The sequence below is a fragment of the Acaryochloris marina S15 genome, from assembly GCF_018336915.1.
GTDB lineage: Bacteria > Cyanobacteriota > Cyanobacteriia > Thermosynechococcales > Thermosynechococcaceae > Acaryochloris > Acaryochloris marina_A.
In genome coordinates this window covers 4,853,121-4,871,382 of the sequence record NZ_CP064923.1, presented here as the reverse complement: position 1 = coordinate 4,871,382, position 18,262 = coordinate 4,853,121, and the positions used below count along the sequence as shown (strand labels likewise).

Genomic DNA, 18,262 nt, shown 5'->3' with positions numbered 1-18,262 from the left:
CCATGTCGAAACCCTAAGAAAATATTAAAAAGTTTACATTTTTACACAAGATGGTTACAATCAGGTACAGAAGTTAACCAAGTTTGATCTTGGCGCTTCTATTTCATACAAATTTATACTTCAGCAATCATAACCATGACAACAGTCTTGCAAAGACGCGAAAGCGCCAGCGCATGGGAAAGATTCTGTAGCTTCATCACCAGCACCAACAACCGTTTATACATCGGTTGGTTCGGCGTATTGATGATTCCTACCCTTCTCACCGCTGTAACCTGTTTCGTAATCGCCTTTATTGGCGCCCCTCCCGTCGACATCGATGGAATCCGTGAGCCCGTAGCTGGTTCACTTTTATATGGCAACAACATCATCACTGGTGCCGTTGTTCCTTCCTCTAACGCTATTGGTCTTCACCTGTATCCCATTTGGGAAGCAGCTTCTCTAGACGAGTGGTTGTACAACGGTGGCCCTTACCAGCTAATCATCTTCCATTACATGATTGGTTGTATTTGCTACCTAGGCCGTCAGTGGGAATATAGCTATCGCCTAGGGATGCGTCCTTGGATTTGCGTAGCTTACTCTGCACCATTGGCTGCTACCTACTCCGTCTTCTTGATCTACCCACTAGGTCAGGGCAGCTTCTCCGACGGCATGCCTCTAGGCATCAGCGGAACCTTCAACTTCATGTTCGTGTTCCAAGCTGAGCACAACATCTTGATGCACCCCTTCCACATGTTTGGTGTGGCTGGAGTCTTGGGTGGTTCCTTATTCGCCGCCATGCACGGTTCCTTGGTTAGCTCCACCCTAGTTCGTGAGACCACCGAAGGTGAGTCCGCCAACTACGGTTACAAGTTCGGCCAAGAGGAAGAGACCTATAACATCGTTGCAGCCCACGGCTACTTCGGTCGTTTGATCTTCCAATATGCATCTTTCAGCAACAGCCGTTCCTTGCACTTCTTCTTGGGTGCCTGGCCCGTTGTCTGCATCTGGTTGACTGCAATGGGCATCAGCACCATGGCTTTCAACTTGAACGGATTCAACTTCAACCACTCCATCGTTGATTCACAAGGTAACGTTGTGAACACATGGGCTGACGTTCTTAACCGCGCAAACCTAGGTTTCGAAGTTATGCACGAGCGCAATGCTCATAACTTCCCCTTAGACTTGGCTGCTGGTGAGTCTGCTCCTGTTGCTCTTACTGCTCCTGTCATCAACGGCTAATTCTTGAACTAACTTAGTTCTGAATTAAAGGTTGAAAATAAGGTCTGCCCTCATTTATTGAAGGCAGACCTTATTTTTTTACTATATAGAAGCTCCTCTAGGTCAGAGTACCAGGGGAGCTTTTTAATGGCAGAGTGTTCTGATTCACTCTCAAATATTCTCTTCAGCCACCTATCATAGACCTTCTATTCTCCCTAAATGCTCATGCCTTGGTCGTTAGAGCTAGATAGTCTCGACTGACTCAATGACATTTATGTGAAGAAACTCTTAAAAAGTTTACAAATGTAAACAAGTCGGTTATGATGATGTGGAAGGAGTTAACCAAGATTTATCTGAGCTACCTCCTCATATTCATACCCAATATATTCTTTAACCGCAATCATAACCATGACAACAGTCTTGCAAAGACGCGAAAGCGCCAGCGCATGGGAAAGATTCTGTAGCTTCATCACCAGCACCAACAACCGTTTATACATCGGTTGGTTCGGCGTATTGATGATTCCTACCCTTCTCACCGCTGTAACCTGTTTCGTAATCGCCTTTATTGGCGCCCCTCCCGTCGACATCGATGGAATCCGTGAGCCCGTAGCTGGTTCACTTTTATATGGCAACAACATCATCACTGGTGCCGTTGTTCCTTCCTCTAACGCTATTGGTCTTCACCTGTATCCCATTTGGGAAGCAGCTTCTCTAGACGAGTGGTTGTACAACGGTGGCCCTTACCAGCTAATCATCTTCCATTACATGATTGGTTGTATTTGCTACCTAGGCCGTCAGTGGGAATATAGCTATCGCCTAGGGATGCGTCCTTGGATTTGCGTAGCTTACTCTGCACCATTGGCTGCTACCTACTCCGTCTTCTTGATCTACCCACTAGGTCAGGGCAGCTTCTCCGACGGCATGCCTCTAGGCATCAGCGGAACCTTCAACTTCATGTTCGTGTTCCAAGCTGAGCACAACATCTTGATGCACCCCTTCCACATGTTTGGTGTGGCTGGAGTCTTGGGTGGTTCCTTATTCGCCGCCATGCACGGTTCCTTGGTTAGCTCCACCCTAGTTCGTGAGACCACCGAAGGTGAGTCCGCCAACTACGGTTACAAGTTCGGCCAAGAGGAAGAGACCTATAACATCGTTGCAGCCCACGGCTACTTCGGTCGTTTGATCTTCCAATATGCATCTTTCAGCAACAGCCGTTCCTTGCACTTCTTCTTGGGTGCCTGGCCCGTTGTCTGCATCTGGTTGACTGCAATGGGCATCAGCACCATGGCTTTCAACTTGAACGGATTCAACTTCAACCACTCCATCGTTGATTCACAAGGTAACGTTGTGAACACATGGGCTGACGTTCTTAACCGCGCAAACCTAGGTTTCGAAGTTATGCACGAGCGCAATGCTCATAACTTCCCCTTAGACTTGGCTGCTGGTGAGTCTGCTCCTGTTGCTCTTACTGCTCCTGTCATCAACGGCTAATTCCTGAACTAACTTAGTTCTGAATTAAAGGTTGAACCTCAGTTAAACTGAGAATCTAATTTGAATAAAGTGCTCCTCCGGGGGCGCTTTATTTTTGTTTGTTTAAGGACTGATAGTAGAGGGAATAAAGCTGGATTCCTGGAATGGATCTGAGCCTATGCCCTTTGGCCTTTGAATTAAGAGTATTTCGTTCCAGTTCTCGGCTAAGTTTGGGCGCTTGGATCATACTGATACAGCCAATCTGAAAACGCTTTTTCACTGACTTTGGCTTGGTTGGGCACTGTTCCTAATGGTGTCTTAAACCATTGGGGTCGCAGAAAAGGGTTACGCATTTGAGCTGCAGAAAACATCGTCCGATATTGAATGATATGGGCGCGTTCTATACGACTGGCTTCGTACTTTTTTAAAACGGCTTCTAGAGTTTCCTGTTGGGAGATACAGGTGGACAGTGCCAACACATCTTCAAAAGTGGTGTTAGTGCCCTGTCCTAAAAAGGGGGCCATGGGATGGGCGGCATCCCCGACTAGGGTAACTCTGTCTTTGCTCCATTTAGGCAAGATCATAGGTTCGCAAACGGGTCTTTCAACGATCGTATTTGCATCTGTTAGGTTGATCAGTTCTTGCAGGGCAGGATGCCAGTTGGAGAGTTCTTTGAGGACTTGGGCTTTTGCTGCTTCGGGGTTTTGGGAACGAATAACGGTGGGAGTGGCCATCTCCAATGCCCAAGAAACGTAACCTTGAGCGTTATCTAGAAGAATTAGGCTCTTGCCGCCTGTGGCAAAAATGGTGGTGTGGTGAGGAGGGAGCAAACGATGCTGATATTTTTGAACACCACGCCAGGTCATCCAGCCCCCATAGGCTGGGTCTTCTAGGCCAAAGAGCTGTTTACGAACGACGGAACGAATGCCGTCTGCACCAATGAGGAGATCAACGCTTGCCGTTTCGCCATTTTCAAAGGACAGGTTGACGCCTTGCTGGGTCTGCTCAAAGTGAATGAGTTGATGATTGAGATGCAGGATTTCTGGGGGGAGTTTGGCCCTCATGATTTCTTGGAGGCTAAACCAGCGAATGGCTAGGAAGGGCTGATCGTATTCGTCGTCTTTGACGGGTTGGTTGAGGATGGGCCATCCTCTAGTGGTTCTGATTCGGAAGCGATTGAGTTGTGAGCCTTGCTGTTTAAGTTGCTGGACAATATCGGCATCAATGGCGGCTAGGCTTCTGATGCCGTTGGGGGATAGGGTGACGCCTGCGCCAATGGGTCGAAAGGCTTTGGCGCGTTCATAGATGTGGACATCTATGCCTTGCTTTCTGAGGGTGATTGCTGTTGCTAGTCCGGCTGGGCCTGCACCGATGATTCCGACTTGTTTTAGGTTGGAGTTTGGGTGCTTTAGGTTGATGTCTACTGGCTGATTCTTGGATTGTATATCAGATGTCAACTGTTCTATCTCCAAACATTGGAGGCATCATGCTCGTGTTCTTTGTGAGGAAAACAGTTAAAGATTTACTGAATTGGATATTTTATCTCTGTCATAAACTTGGATATTCGTTCTCCAAATTGATGTTTGAGATCATTCATGTCGTTGTGTAAATACGGATCGTTAGACGACTATTTTGTGAGTTTTGACTGCAAGTTGTCTACTTTATTGTAGTAGTACTCATATAGCTCTGCAGTTCACATTTAATCCATATGCTAGAAAGCAGCTTTGTTTGGAGATTTAGGCCTTTGCTTAACTGAAGATCTCCATAACACTGGGTTGAAGCCAATCTTTCCAGACTTTCTTGATAAGATACATTTTATGCTCCAATGCTTGCAAGTTCCTATGAAGCGGAGGGTAAACCTTGAGAACAGAATTGGTGGATGCAACTAAAGTAAGTCTCAAACTTGAAACAGAAGTGTTGGCCCACCACAATGATATAGATGCTGATGTGATTTTCATTCATGGCCTTGGTGGTGGTTCCCAAACCACATGGGCCTATGAACAAGATGTTGAGAAATTCTGGCCAGATTGGCTCGCACGCTCTTTTCCCAATCTAAACATTTGGACAATGGGGTATAGCAGTTCGATATCAGCTTGGGTGAAGGATTCGATGCCGCTTGAGGATTTAGGTGACACGATTCTCGAAGAAATGGTGGCATGCGAATTAGGATCACGGCCAATTATTTTCATTACACATAGTTTAGGTGGTTTGGTTGCAAAACAGTTGATAATTCACGCATTTTCCCAGGATGTCCCAAGGTGGGAGTTGCTCGGCGAAAAGGTTTTAGGTGTGAGTTTCATTGCAACTCCACATGCAGGGGCAAATTTGGCAAGCTTTGCAAATTTTTTTAGTTTGCTGTTAAACACTTCAGAACAAGTATCCGCACTTCAGCACCACAGTAGTCAATTAAATTCGCTTCACACTGCATTTCTTAAAGTAGTTAGCAACAGAAAAATGGTTTGTCGTGCATTCGCCGAAAGACAAAAGATTAAGCCAGGAATTACGATTCCTTTCTTTAATCACACAATAAACCCGGGGGTCAGTTTTCTTGTTGTTGATCCTACAAGTGCTGAGCCACGCATTCCACATGAAAAGGCAATTCCACTAGAGGAAGATCACATAAGTATTTGCAAGCCTGTGAACCGGGAAGCGACTCTATACAAGTCACACTGTCTATTCCTTCAAGAATGTCTTAATTTGATTCAAAACCCTTCTTAGGCTCGTTACAAATCAATTCGCCAAAAGTGGCGGGCCAGAAAAAGGCAGATGGTTCGAATTATTACCCGGTTGGCATTGAGTTTTCACAACCAACTATCTCAGCTGCCCGATCGATGATTGAGATTAAACGTGTTGCCGGAATGGAATTCGTTGAAGTAGAGGGTGGAATGTTTGAGATGGGGCTTGCTGATCTCCATTTTTCTCAACCACCGCATTGGGTTGCTTTGTCTACATTTTGGATGTCTAGAAATCCTGTCACTGTTAATCAGTTTGTCCAATTCTTAGATTCAACAAAGCGTGATCACCCTAAGTCCTTTGTTACAGATAGATTAATAGATAATACAGTACCAGTTACTTACGTTTCTTGGGAGGATGCTATTGCTTTCTGTGAATGGTTTTCAGATATATCTAATACAACCGTAACACTGCCTACCGAAGCTCAGTGGGAGTATGCAGCGAGGGGAAGAGATTCTAGACCATATCCTTGGGGGTACGAATTGCCAAATTCTCAGCTTGCAAGGTACGGTCAAGACTTGAAAGCCGGACAACCAGTTAACTCAGACTTATTCTCACATGTTTCTAGTCCGTTTGGTACAGTCTCACAACTTGGAAATGTGTGGGAATGGTGCCTTGATATGTGGAATCCTTATGCATATCGGTTAAGAGCAGATGGCAATCTAATAGATCCTATCGAAACAAATGGAGAGGCAGACCGACGTGTGGTGAGAGGTAGTGGGTGGCAGGCACCTGTTGAGCATGTTCATTCTGCATACCGCTGTCGAAATCTCATCACATTCAGAGGACAAGCCACGGGATTTCGAATTGCCCTAAGAACTCGCATGACATAGGAATGAATACATGATTATTGAGATAAAAAGGTCAGGACCTCTACTCGGAAGAGTCAGATTACCAGGCGATAAATCTATATCACACCGTGCTCTGTTATTTGCAAGCTTTGCAAGAGGTAATTCAGTTATTGAAAATATCCTCGATGCCAACACAACTCGTCATATGGTTGATGTACTTGTCAACCTTGGTGTTCCAATTAAAATTTTCACAAACAGTGAGGGATCGCCAACAGCCAAAATAACTGGATGCCCATTATTAGAGTACAATCGGCCGAAAATTACCGTCGATTGCAAGAGATCTGCTACTACGATGCGATTCTTTATGGGGGCTTTAGCAGCAGTTCCTTCAGATGTGTATCTTATTGGGGATAATGTATTAAATCAAAGACCGATGGAGAGAGTGGCGCTCCCATTGCGCTTAATGGGAGCTACAGTTGAAACGACTAACGGCCATGCCCCTGTATATATGAGGGGCGGCCAATTGAATGGGATCGATTATAGGATGCCAGTTTCGAGCGGGCAGTTACAAACTGCGTTACTGCTCGCCGCATTAAACGCCTCGAGCAATTCAACAATTTCATATGAAGGAACGATACGTGACCACTCAGTCCGACTATTAAGAGCCCAAGGCGCAAATATTGAATCGATTCCAGGGCAGATTTTCGTTAGACCCTCAACATTAAATCCATTGAATGTTTCAATCCCTGGTGACATGAGTTCGGCGTCCTTTCTTATTGCAGCTGCAATCCTAGTTCCCGAAAGCGACATAACTATTGAAAGAGTCAATTTGAACCCAGGTCGAATAGGTTTGCTGAATGCGGTTAGTGAAATGGGTGCAAGTATATCAATTGAAGATCAATATAATATTGCTGGTGAACCATGTGGCGATATCCGAGTAAGGCACTCTAAACTTAGAGGTATAGAGCTATCAAGTGATCAAGTATTGACTATGATAGATGAAATCCCAATATTTGCCGTACTTTCACTCGCAGCCCATGGGACAACTACGGTGAGAGATGCTGCTGAATTACGCGTAAAAGATACTGATCGAATCGATTCAATTATTACCTCTCTATCGCCTTTTTCAGCTAAAATCACTCCACGGAATGATGGTTTTTCAGTCGTTGGTCCGCAAAAACTAGCGGGTTGTGTTGTTAAGTCAGAAAAAGACCACAGGATCGAAATGAGCATGATAGTCGCTGCGCTTGTGGCAAATGGTTCAACTCAGATTTTAGATGCTGGGGAATATAAAGAGAGCTTTCCTTCCTTTCTTGAAATACTAAATCAACATGGAGCTACACTTCAGTGTAGGGTATGAAAATGAAAGCCATTGCCCTTGACTTAGATCACACTCTTTTAAACTCCGACAACAAAATTTCTGAAGAAAATATAACAGCATTGCAGGTTGCTCATGAACAAAACGTTTGTTTAATAGTTGCAACCGGTAGAATGCCACAAGCTGTTACTCGAATTATTGGGGAGTCAAAAGAACTTTTTTCGTATTTCGTCTGTTATAACGGAGCATTGGTTTTGCGTTCTTCTGATAGCACAACTTGTTATGAAGAATGCGTGAACTATTCTGACATGCGATTCCTAACAGATAAATTTGATCTTAGAAACCATAATGTTGTCTTGTTCTCAAATGATTCGATTTTCGCAACGACAACGATTGATGACAAGGTGGTAGATCACTATAAGAAGCGGACAGGAGCAACATTTGAATATAGGTCAGACTTAACTAAGTTAGATTGTAGAAATTTTCACAAGTTCTTCGTATATCCACTGGAAATATCAAATAACTATAATCCTCACACAGAATCTCCTCTTGAAGACACTGTCTACAAGCAGGCACTAGAGTTCAATTCAAACAGATTGAAAATAATCAAGACCCGACTAGGTTACATCGAGTGCACATCCCCGTTTGTATCAAAGTGGGATTCTATGATTCATGCTTTGAAGAGTGAGGGCCTCACCCAAAAAAAGATCATGGCAATTGGGGACGGGTATAACGATATAGAAATGGTTGAAAAATCTCACTTCGGGGTTGCAGTTGATAATGCCGTACCCGAACTGAAGGCAGTGGCTAAACATATTGTTGGTAGTAACAATGACTCTGGAGTCGCAGAAGCGATTTACCATTTTCTCGAATTAACCCATTAGTTTCTCGTTCATAAGGAGACAGTCATGAATGAAGCTTTATGTTGGAATGAAAGCTTTGAATGTCTTCTTAAGCAAGGCTTTTATGTGTTTCGAGAAATTGGAACGAGTGAGGAGACATTGCGAAGGTTGCTCTCTAAAATTGGAGTATGTGTGAATGGAATATTTGAAGAGGCTATTGGTCTTGTAAAGTTTGACCCATGCATCCCAACTCGTCCTAACTCAATCGCATACTCTGCTAGTGAAATGAGACCACATACTGACGGTACGTTTGAGCAAATTCCGCCAAAACATATCCTGCTTCAATGTGTCCAATCTGATCAGTATGGATACGGTGTCACCACCATTGTTGATGGAAATACGATTTATGATATTGTGTCCTCTACTACTAAGAACCCTGAAAGTGCGTTATTCGTTTTCTCTCGCCGTGAAAAATTTACCAATGTAGAGGTGACTGGGAGTATATTCTTCCCAATTGAGGAAACCGGAGGCATTGGTATTAGGTTTAGAAGTGACACAAAATACTCGATCAAGCCTCTTTCACCCTTCGCCAATCATGTGCTCAATTTGGTCCAAACTGCAGTGAATGATATCCAAAATTCGCAGCAAGTATATCTCCGTACTGGAGATGCAATTTGGTTGCTAAATCATAGGGTTCTCCATGGGAGAACTGCTTTGTCGGGTTTAAGTCGTAGAATTCTACGACGAGCTAGGTTGAATTGATTTCTGTTTGAAATATCCATCATTGAGGTCACTTCCATGAGAGCCCATTTAATCCTGCTCACATATATAAAACCACTGGAAGAAGTCGATCGAATTGTAAAACGCCATTTTGATTATCTGCGGGAAAACTATAGGACGCAAACATTTTTACTCTCAGGACGAAAGTGGCCTCGAACGGGTGGAGTAATTCTTGCGGTTGGCAAAAGCTTTGATGACATTGAAGAGATTGCTAGGCAGGATCCGTTTTGCATTGCAGGAGTTGCAGAGTACGAAATAATCGAGTTTGAGCTGGGAAGTTGGTTACCCGAATTAAACTCAATATTAGGTGTGAATGCAAATGTTTGATCGACTTTCACAATCAGCTGCAATTGTCACTGGTGGCAGTTCGGGAATAGGTTTTCACTGTGCGAAGGTTTTAGCCGGATATGGAGCAGAAGTATTGCTTGTGGCCAGAGATGAAAAACGGCTTGATAGTGCTAGAAACGCAATCATTGATGCAACTCCTTATTACTCAAATCGTTCTATTCAAATTTATTCATGCGACCTTTCACATAAGGATGCTTCTGAGTCTGCAGTAGCGTTCGCAATGGAGAAGTTTCAACGGATCAATATACTAGTGAACTGTGCTGGATCTGCTCCTATGACTGCGTTTCCAGAGTCTGATGTTAGCGTTTTCGACGAAGCATGGAGACTGAAGGTATTTGGATATGTTCGAATGGCAAAAGAGGTAATTCCGTATTTGGTTGAGTCTGGTTCTGGAACAATTATTAATATCGCTGGTGGTGCTGGGAGATCTCCCCGGCCAGACTTTCTTCCTGGAAGTATGGCTAATGCTGCCATTATTAATTTCTCAAAAGGGCTTGCAAAAAAACTTGCTCATAAAAACATTTCTGTAATCACTATTTCACCTGGGAGCACGAAAACTAAACGAATCGAAAGACTCATAGAAGAGGAGGCCCGAATGCGAGGCTGTGCTCGAGAGGAGGTATTGAGAGAACGAGAATTACGAATTCCTACTGGCCGATTTGTTGATCCAGAAGAAATTGGAAGATTGGTTGCGTTTATTGGAGCACGCTGCATACCCTCGATGACAGGTGTTGAAATTTTGGTCGATGGTGGACAGACCTCATGCATTTAATTTTGGCCCTGTCCAGCTAAGGATGGAGTCAGCCGCCTCCATCATCTTAAGTTCGATTGGGGGAATCAAAGCGTTGATTCCTTATTCCCCCATGTCCCAACAAGGTCAACTCAGACCTTCCACAGCTAGCAAAAACACCTGGTTAGAAGCTATTATGCTTTTGGTTTTATCAGGATCATTGGGCAAGAGGATGAAGAGCTAGCACCTGCTTAAGATACTGCCCCGTATAAGACTCAGCCACATTCGCAACTGTCTCCGGCGTACCCGTTGCCACCAACTCACCCCCACGATCGCCGCCATCCGGCCCTAGATCAATCACCCAATCTGAGCAGCGAATCACATCCAAATTATGCTCAATCACCAATACTGAATTGCCCTTATCTACCAGCCGCTGCAACACATCCAGCAACTTGTGAACATCATAAAAAGACAGCCCCGTCGTCGGTTCATCAATTAAATAAAGCGTTTTCCCAGTCGCTCGCCGAGACAACTCCGTCGCCAACTTCAACCGCTGGGCTTCCCCACCCGACAGTGTGGGAGCCGTTTGTCCAAGCCGTACATACCCTAGCCCCACATCCACCATCGTTTGCAGCTTATTCGCTGCCTTGGGGATATTCTCACAAAACTTCAGGGCTTCCTCCGCCGTCATCGCCAGCACATCCGCAATCGACTTGCCCTTGTACTTCACCTGGAGCGTTTCCCGGTTATACCTTGCCCCCTTACATACCTCACACTGAACATAGACATCCGGCAGGAAATTCATCTCAATGACATTAACGCCTTGCCCACCGCAGGCTTCACAACGCCCCCCCTTAACATTGAAGGAAAACCGACCAGGTTTATACCCTCGGGCTTTAGCTTCCACCGTTTCCGAAAACACGCTCCGAATCACATCAAACACCCCCGTATAGGTGGCGGGATTAGAGCGAGGGGTTCGGCCAATAGGGGATTGGTCAATGACGATGGCTTTATCCAGACTTTTCAGACCCGCAACCCGATCTAGCTCATTGGGGAACGGCACCTTAAAGCCCAAATGATGCTGCAATGCCGGATAAAGCAGCTCATTCATCAGCGTCGATTTACCCGACCCCGAAACCCCTGTAATGCAGACCAGCTTACCCAAGGGGATTTCCACATCTAAGCTTTGGAGATTGTTGCGATAGGCGTTATGGAGGCGCAGCGCTCGGCCATTTCCTGATCGTCGTTCAGGTGGTGTGGGTATCACCTGCTTCCCAGACAGATAAGCCCCTGTCAGGGATTCGCGACTATCCAGTAGATCTTCTAGGCCCCCCTGCACCACAATGTCGCCGCCATGCACCCCTGCTGCTGGGCCAATATCTACTAGATAGTCTGCTGCTCGAATTGTATCCTCGTCATGTTCCACCACAATCAAGGTATTACCGAGGTCCCGCAGCTTAGTCAGAGTTTGCAGCAACCGATGATTATCTCGCTGATGCAGACCAATACTCGGTTCGTCCAATACGTAGAGAACCCCCGTCAGACCCGCTCCAATTTGCGTGGCTAGACGGATGCGCTGAGCCTCTCCCCCCGACAGGGTCATGGCGGTTCGATCTAGGGTTAGGTAATCCAGCCCCACATCTAGCAAGAACTGCAATCGGGCTTTAATTTCCTTCAGTACTAGCTCCCCAATTTTGGCTTGGCGAGTACTCAAAGTCATGGCGTTGATCCGTTCCAAGCAGTCCCGGATCGAAGCTCCTGTTAAGTCTGGGAGACAGAACTGTCCCATGCGCACCGATAGGGCTTCTGGCTTGAGGCGCTTGCCCCCGCAGACTTCACAGGACTGCTGAATCAAGTATTTGTCTAACTTTTGCCGATACTGATCGGAGGTCGTTTCCCGATAATGCCGATCCAGCAACGGAATCACACCCTCATAGCGTTTGTTATAGCCCTTCGATTCCCGATATCGAGAATCCACTTCCATATAAATGGGCTCTTTGGTGCCATGTAAGACAATATGGCGTTGCTCATCCGTCAGATCAGCCCAGCTTGATTGCAGCTCAAAGCCAAACGCCTGCCCCACGCTGTAGAGCAGCGAGAAGTAGTAGGTATTATCCTTCTCCGACCAAGGGGCAATGGCGGCATAGACGGGCAGATTGGGGTCCGGCACAATCAAATCTGCCGAAAAGACCTTGAGACTGCCTAGACCATGGCATTCCGGGCAGGCCCCGTAGGGGGAGTTAAAGGAGAATAAGCGTGGGGATAGTTCTTCCATCACCGCCCCATGCTCGGGACAGGCAAAATTTTCAGAAAACACAGAGAGTTTGGGCTGGGTGTCGTCGCTGTAACTGCCTTCCGCTTCGGCAACCTTAAGAGATTTTGCCTGAGTAATGGGCACCACATTATCGGAGGGTGGGGGCAATACCTCCACCATAACGATGCCCTCGGCCCGCTGCAGTCCTGTAGACAAGGAATCCGCTAATCGCTCTTCAATCCCTGGCTTCATGACCAAGCGATCCACCACGACTTCGATGTCATGCTTGAAGTTTTTATCTAGGGCAATGGCATCACTCAGTTCTCGTACCTCGCCATTCACCCGAACTCGAACAAATCCTTCGGCAGCCAGACTAGAGAGCAATTTTTTATGGGTACCTTTTTTGCCGCGCACAACCGGAGCCAGAATTTGGAACCGTGCTTTCTCTGGCAGTTCCATAACCTGATCCACCATCTGGTCGATGGTTTGGGGGGTGATGGCGCGCTCACAATGGGGACAATGGGGCTCCCCCGCCCGTCCATAGAGCAAACGCAGATAGTCGTAAATCTCTGTCACCGTACCCACTGTGGATCGAGGGTTGTGGGAGGTGGATTTTTGGTCGATGGAAATGGCCGGACTCAGCCCCTCAATGGCGTCTACGTCTGGCTTGTCGACTTGGCCCAAGAACTGTCGAGCATAGGCACTGAGGGATTCCACATAGCGCCGCTGCCCTTCCGCAAAAATAGTATCAAAGGCCAAGGAAGACTTTCCCGACCCCGATACGCCTGTGAAGACGATTAGCTGATCTCGGGGCAGGTCTAGATCAATATTTTTGAGGTTATGCTGACGAGCCCCTCGAATCCGAATTTGATGCTCTGGGGGTATCTTGACTTTCTTGACCCGGCCATTAGTGGAGGAACGACTGGCCGCTGCTTTTTTCTCTCGTTTGGAAGCATCAGCACGGCGGGGCATAGAAATATTTTGAAAAATTACTTAATAATTCTACCGCTAATTTGTGAGCTTCTAAGGGCTATTAGCCTGCCGATTTGGGTTTTACGGTGAGCCATTTAGCGGCCATTCCACCCCCGATAAATCCAAATAGATGACCTTCCCAGGAAATATGAGGCATTGTGGGTAACAAACCAAATAGCATACTGCCATAGACAATTGCTACAAACACCGACAGGGTAATGGCGGGCCAGCTGCGCTCAAAGTATCCCCGAAACAGAAGATAGCCCAGGTAACCAAACACTAACCCGCTAGCACCAATATGAACGGTATTCTGGCCGCCAATGAGCCAGGTCCCCAAGCCTCCCACCACCATCACAATTAAACTGACGGAGAAAAAATCCATAATCCGGCGGACCATGACCAAACCGCCCAAGACTAAAAAGGGGGCAGTATTTGCCAGTAGATGTCTGAAGTTGCCGTGGAGAAAGGGGGCAAATAGAATACCCCGTAGGCCGACTAGGGTACGGGGTTGAATGCCAAACTGAATTAAAAAACCATCCGTGATCCAATTGAGAAGCTGAATGCTCCAAAGTGTGATCGCACAGACTCCTAAAATTTGCAGTTGGGTTTTGAGCTGATCTCTCATTCAGGTTGCGATGCACTACACCTCAAGCATAATCAGCTCAGTGGTGAAATCGCCACTCTTGCCTAAAAGATGAGATGGCCTACTACCACTTCAGCAAATTGAACTGTTCCATGTCGACTGTGTCACGGTTGCGGTAGATGGAGAGGATAATGGCCAAACCAACTGCTGCTTCAGCCGCTGCAATGGTGATTACAAATACTGTAAACACCTGACCGTTAATGTTTTGGCCATCCAAAAAGTTGGAGAAGGACACTAAATTCAAGTTAACGGCATTCAGCAATAGTTCCACCGACATCAATACCCGAACTGCGTTACGGCTAGTCACTAGGCCATAGATGCCAATGCAAAAGAGGGCAGCTGCTAAGAGTAAAAAGAACTCAAGGTTCATAGGGATTCTCTGAAATTCTCCAAGACTTAAAAGGTATCAAGCGCTAAGCAATAGGCTCTTTGGGACGCTCTGGTAATTCCAACACTGGAGCTGGTTCTTCTCCCACAATGGCTGTTTCCTCGCCAATAATGGTTTCCCGGCGGGCTAAGACAACTGCGCCGACCAAAGCCATCAGCAAGAGAATGGAAGCCAATTCAAAGGGCAACAAATAATCCGTAAAGAAATGAATACCAATGGTTTCCACAGAGGAAGCAGGAGGCGTTAGGGTTACATCCACTGGCCAATTGGTCTGCAGGACCATTGTTGCTAGCAGTGTGAACAGAGCCAAGGACACAAAAGCGGTAGAAACCTTACGAATCCAGCGTCTGGGTAATGGTTTAAATTCTTCTGTCTTATTAACCAGCATGATCGCAAACAGAATCAAGACGTTCACCGCACCCACATAGACGAGGATTTGGGCTGCCGACACAAAGTCAGCATTTAGCAAAATGTAAAGACCCGCAATGCTGATAAATACCGCACCCAGGGTAAACGCTGAGTAGACAATACTCTCAAATAGAACCACTCCTAAAGCAGCTCCGAGCATCATCACAGACAAAATAATTAGGGAGACTAGCTGAACCCCTTCTGCTAGATTCACTGATTAGCCCTCCTTGGTTTCTGGTTGCGGTGTGCTAGCGACAATCTCAGCTGGCGTTTGCCCAGCTCGCGGTGCCGTATGGTCAACGTTATGACCGTCAATTTCTGATGCTGGTAAGTAGGCAAATTCGCGAATGGGGGTGACCATTGGATCTTGCGTCACTTTATAGGGCAAGCGTCCCATCGCCACGCTATCGAAGTTCAGCTCATGGCGGTCGAAGGTAGATAGCTCATACTCTTCTGTGACTGAGAGGCAGTTCGTGGGACAGTATTCCACGCAGTTGGCACAGAAAATACAGACTCCAAAGTCAATACTGTAGTGCTTGAGCTGCTTCTTTTTGATCTCTTTGTTAAATTCCCAATCCACTACGGGAAGATTAATTGGGCACACTCGGACACAGACTTCGCAAGAGATGCACTTATCAAACTCGAAGTGAATGCGACCGCGAAATCGCTCGGAAGGGATGAGCTTCTCATAGGGATACTGCACCGTAATGGGGCGGCGCTTCATATGATCGAAGGTCACTGCTAGACCTTGACCAATGTAACGGGCAGCTTGGAAAGATTCTTTCCCGTAACTGGTGACTTGATTTAGAAACTTGAGCATGGATGTTCACTCTCAGATGTCGGCAGATGAAGGTTGGCGCTAATTTACAGTTTAGAAAATTTGCCTTAAGCCTATCCACCAAAGGCAAAAGGAAACGCTAATTTCAGACCGGCGGTGAGAAGGAGATTCACCAATCCCACAGGCAGTAAAAATTTCCAACCAAAATCTAAAAGCTGGTCAATGCGGACCCGAGGAACGGTCCAGCGCAACAAAATAGCTAGGAATAGAAAGAAATAGGCTTTTAGCAAGGTCATCACCAAGCCTAAGCCTGCTGTCACCAATTCAAAAATGGCATTATTGGGATCGACATTAATCCAGTCCGCAATCATCGTTGCTGGAATGGGAAGGTCCCAACCTCCAAAGTAGAGGACCGCTACCAAAATCGAAGACAGCACTAGGTTGACGTAGGACCCCAAATAAAACAGAGCAAACTTCATGCCTGCATATTCAGTTTGATAACCCGCCACCAATTCTTCTTCCGCTTCGGGTAAGTCAAAGGGCAGGCGTTCACATTCCGCCAAGGCGGCAATCCAGAACAACATAAACCCAATGGGCTGGCGAATAATGTTCCAGCCGAGAATGCCATAGCCCGACTGCTTATTAACGATTTCAATCGTGCTGAGGCTGTTGGACATCATCACCACAGCCAATACAGCCAAGGCTAGTGGAATTTCGTAGCTAATCGATTGAGCAGCCGCTCGCAGCCCACCTATCAAAGAGTACTTATTGTTGGATGAATATCCCGCCATTAACAGACCAATCGGCGCAATGCTGGATAGTGCAATCCAGAAAAAGATGCCAATGCCCAGGTCTGTAATCAGGATATTCTGACCAAACGGGACAATCAGATAGGAGAAAAATACGGGAATAACGACCAGAATGGGACCTAACGTAAAGAGCCAGGGGTCAGTATTTGCGGGCACGATGTCTTCTTTAAAGACAAGTTTGATGCCATCTGCCACTGGCGCTAGGATACCCAACGGTCCAATATATTCGGGGCCTATTCGTTGCTGAGCTGCCGCTGAAACTTTTCGCTCTAGCCAAACCGAAACCAGCACACCCACCGTTGCACCGATAATCATCAACAACATGGGGATTGGGAGCCAAATGGTTTTGGCGACACCGGGGGTTAACCCCAATTCCATCAAATTTTCAACGAAGCGTTGTTCAAGATCAATACCTGGGTTCATTGCCGCCCGTTCTTACTGAATATATGATTTGTAAAGTTTCTTGATGCCTAAACCAGTATATACGCCTAGGAGAGTTTCTTGGCGAATAACTTCATGGTCTGACATCCGGTTCAATTAGGGTTTAGTAAAAGGATTGATTCTAGTCAATGTCTGCCCTAACGACTTTCCGGGGGGATATAAGAAAGGCTATGTTCGCCGATGTAAACCTGGCTAGGGCGATAGATTCGGTTGGTTTCCAGCTGCTCTCGCCAGTGGGCTAACCAGCCTGCCACTCGTGCTATCGCAAATATGGGCGTAAATAAATCGGTGGGGATTCCCAGCTTTTGATAAACCAACCCGGAGTAGAAATCAACATTAGGGTAAATGCCTTTACTCCCCAACTTTTCGGCCACTGCTGTTTCCAGGGCTAGGGCAATCTCATAGGATGGATCACCACCGGTTTTGGCAAATAATTTTTCGGCTAATTTTTGCAAGATCTTAGCTCGGGGATCTTTGACCTTATAGACTCGATGCCCAAATCCCATGATTTTCGATTTGGTGGCTAGCTTCTCGTCCAAGAAAGGCTGGACATTCTCAACCGAGCCGATCTCCTCCAACATTGTGATCACTTCCTCATTGGCTCCTCCATGCAAGGGACCTGCTAAGGTGCCCACCGCTGAGGCCACAATGGCATAGGGATCCGTGAGGGTGGAGGCTGTGACCCGAGCCGAGAAGGTGGAGGCGTTCATCGTATGTTCGGCGTGCAGGATCAAGCAGGTGTCAAATACTTGGGCCAAAAAGGGATCGGGCTCCTGCTCATTCATCATGTAGAGAAAATTAGCGGCATAGCTCAAATCATCTCGTGGCCGAACGGGGTCATTCCCCTTACGAATATGCTCAAATGCCGCCACCATTGTCGGGATTTTTGCCAGTAACCGCACCACGGCCTGCCGAATATAAGTGGGATCGTCTAAGGCCCGTCGGGAGTAGAACAGCCCTAGGGCTGCAGCAGATGCCTGTAGCGCATCCATCGGGTGACCGCTTTCGGGAAAACACTTCATCATGTCCCGAATGCGATATTTGATGCGGCGATGGTGGGTGATTTCTTCCTGGAAGGTGTGCAGGTCATCTGATTTAGGAAATTCACCCCAAATCAATAGATAAGCCGTTTCGAGAAAGCTGCTGTTGTCCGCTAGGGCTTCAATGGGAACACCACGGTACTCCAATTGACCCACTTGACCATTGACAAAGCTGACCTGGGATTGAGCAGCAGGAATACCTTCTAAACCGGGTTGAAATTCACAAGCGACCATAGTGTCTCTCAGATGAAGATGAATATATCGCCAAGCTGTCTGGGTGAACTGAGGGGGGAGCTGGACAGGGCGAAGGAGTGTATTGG

General features: G+C 46.6%; 17 protein-coding genes. 9 read left to right on the top strand and 8 right to left on the bottom strand.

The window, feature by feature from the left end; all coding sequences use genetic code 11:
• Positions 1–135: 135 nt before the first annotated feature.
• Positions 136–1,218, top strand: a complete 1,083-nt coding sequence (psbA, locus tag I1H34_RS22220; protein ID WP_010482631.1) for a photosystem II q(b) protein — start codon at positions 136–138, stop codon at positions 1,216–1,218.
• A 387-nt stretch (positions 1,219–1,605) separates the two neighbouring features.
• Positions 1,606–2,688: a photosystem II q(b) protein gene (gene psbA / locus I1H34_RS22215; RefSeq protein ID WP_010482631.1), complete on the top strand. Its 1,083-nt coding sequence runs from the start codon at positions 1,606–1,608 to the stop codon at positions 2,686–2,688.
• Between the two features lie 203 nt (positions 2,689–2,891).
• Here the strand turns inward: psbA (I1H34_RS22215) and I1H34_RS22210 are convergent, their stop codons facing one another.
• Positions 2,892–4,124, bottom strand: coding sequence for an FAD-dependent oxidoreductase (locus I1H34_RS22210; RefSeq protein WP_283250037.1), 1,233 nt, complete (start codon positions 4,122–4,124; stop codon positions 2,892–2,894).
• Between the two features lie 403 nt (positions 4,125–4,527).
• Between I1H34_RS22210 and I1H34_RS22205 the strand changes: the two genes are divergently transcribed.
• From I1H34_RS22205 to I1H34_RS22175, 7 genes are read left to right on the top strand one after another with little or no spacing between them, the layout of a single operon-like run.
• The gene (locus I1H34_RS22205) at positions 4,528–5,385 is read left to right on the top strand and encodes an esterase/lipase family protein (RefSeq protein ID WP_212663087.1); all 858 of its coding nucleotides are present in this window, start codon (positions 4,528–4,530) and stop codon (positions 5,383–5,385) included.
• 26 nt (positions 5,386–5,411) lie between these two features.
• Positions 5,412–6,233 carry a formylglycine-generating enzyme family protein gene (locus tag I1H34_RS22200; protein ID WP_212663086.1) on the top strand — a complete coding sequence of 274 codons (822 nt, stop codon included), beginning with the start codon at positions 5,412–5,414 and terminating at the stop codon, positions 6,231–6,233.
• A 10-nt stretch (positions 6,234–6,243) separates the two neighbouring features.
• Positions 6,244–7,551 (top strand): 3-phosphoshikimate 1-carboxyvinyltransferase, encoded by a 1,308-nt coding sequence (gene aroA / locus I1H34_RS22195; RefSeq protein WP_212663085.1) that lies wholly within the window; start codon positions 6,244–6,246, stop codon positions 7,549–7,551.
• Positions 7,552–7,553: 2 nt separating this feature from the next.
• Complete coding sequence (locus I1H34_RS22190) at positions 7,554–8,393, top strand: HAD family hydrolase (protein ID WP_212663084.1); 840 nt, start codon at positions 7,554–7,556, stop codon at positions 8,391–8,393.
• A gap of 24 nt (positions 8,394–8,417) precedes the next feature.
• Complete coding sequence (locus tag I1H34_RS22185) at positions 8,418–9,113, top strand: TauD/TfdA family dioxygenase (RefSeq protein ID WP_212663083.1); 696 nt, start codon at positions 8,418–8,420, stop codon at positions 9,111–9,113.
• 36 nt (positions 9,114–9,149) lie between these two features.
• A complete protein-coding gene (locus tag I1H34_RS22180) occupies positions 9,150–9,458 on the top strand; it encodes a YciI family protein (protein WP_212663082.1) in 309 nt (102 codons plus the stop codon).
• Complete coding sequence (locus tag I1H34_RS22175) at positions 9,451–10,251, top strand: SDR family NAD(P)-dependent oxidoreductase (protein ID WP_212663081.1); 801 nt, start codon at positions 9,451–9,453, stop codon at positions 10,249–10,251. The genes I1H34_RS22180 and I1H34_RS22175 overlap by 8 nt, the downstream gene beginning before the upstream one ends.
• A 175-nt stretch (positions 10,252–10,426) precedes the next feature.
• Here I1H34_RS22175 and uvrA read toward each other — a convergent pair whose 3' ends face one another.
• From uvrA to I1H34_RS22140, 7 genes are all read right to left on the bottom strand, one after another.
• Positions 10,427–13,435, bottom strand: a complete 3,009-nt coding sequence (uvrA, locus tag I1H34_RS22170; protein ID WP_212663080.1) for an excinuclease ABC subunit UvrA — start codon at positions 13,433–13,435, stop codon at positions 10,427–10,429.
• Between the two features lie 61 nt (positions 13,436–13,496).
• Entirely contained in the window at positions 13,497–14,060 is a 564-nt protein-coding gene (locus tag I1H34_RS22165; protein ID WP_212663079.1) for a rhomboid family intramembrane serine protease, read from the bottom strand.
• A gap of 82 nt (positions 14,061–14,142) precedes the next feature.
• Complete coding sequence (gene nuoK, locus I1H34_RS22160) at positions 14,143–14,448, bottom strand: NADH-quinone oxidoreductase subunit NuoK (protein ID WP_012162654.1); 306 nt, start codon at positions 14,446–14,448, stop codon at positions 14,143–14,145.
• Positions 14,449–14,491: 43 nt separating this feature from the next.
• Entirely contained in the window at positions 14,492–15,088 is a 597-nt protein-coding gene (locus I1H34_RS22155) for an NADH-quinone oxidoreductase subunit J (protein WP_212663078.1), read from the bottom strand.
• Between the two features lie 3 nt (positions 15,089–15,091).
• A complete protein-coding gene (gene ndhI, locus I1H34_RS22150) occupies positions 15,092–15,694 on the bottom strand; it encodes an NAD(P)H-quinone oxidoreductase subunit I (protein WP_212663077.1) in 603 nt (200 codons plus the stop codon).
• 71 nt (positions 15,695–15,765) lie between these two features.
• Entirely contained in the window at positions 15,766–16,884 is a 1,119-nt protein-coding gene (nuoH, locus tag I1H34_RS22145) for an NADH-quinone oxidoreductase subunit NuoH (RefSeq protein WP_212663076.1), read from the bottom strand.
• Between the two features lie 155 nt (positions 16,885–17,039).
• Positions 17,040–18,176 carry a citrate synthase gene (locus I1H34_RS22140; protein ID WP_212663075.1) on the bottom strand — a complete coding sequence of 379 codons (1,137 nt, stop codon included), beginning with the start codon at positions 18,174–18,176 and terminating at the stop codon, positions 17,040–17,042.
• Between the last annotated feature and the right edge of the window lie 86 nt (positions 18,177–18,262).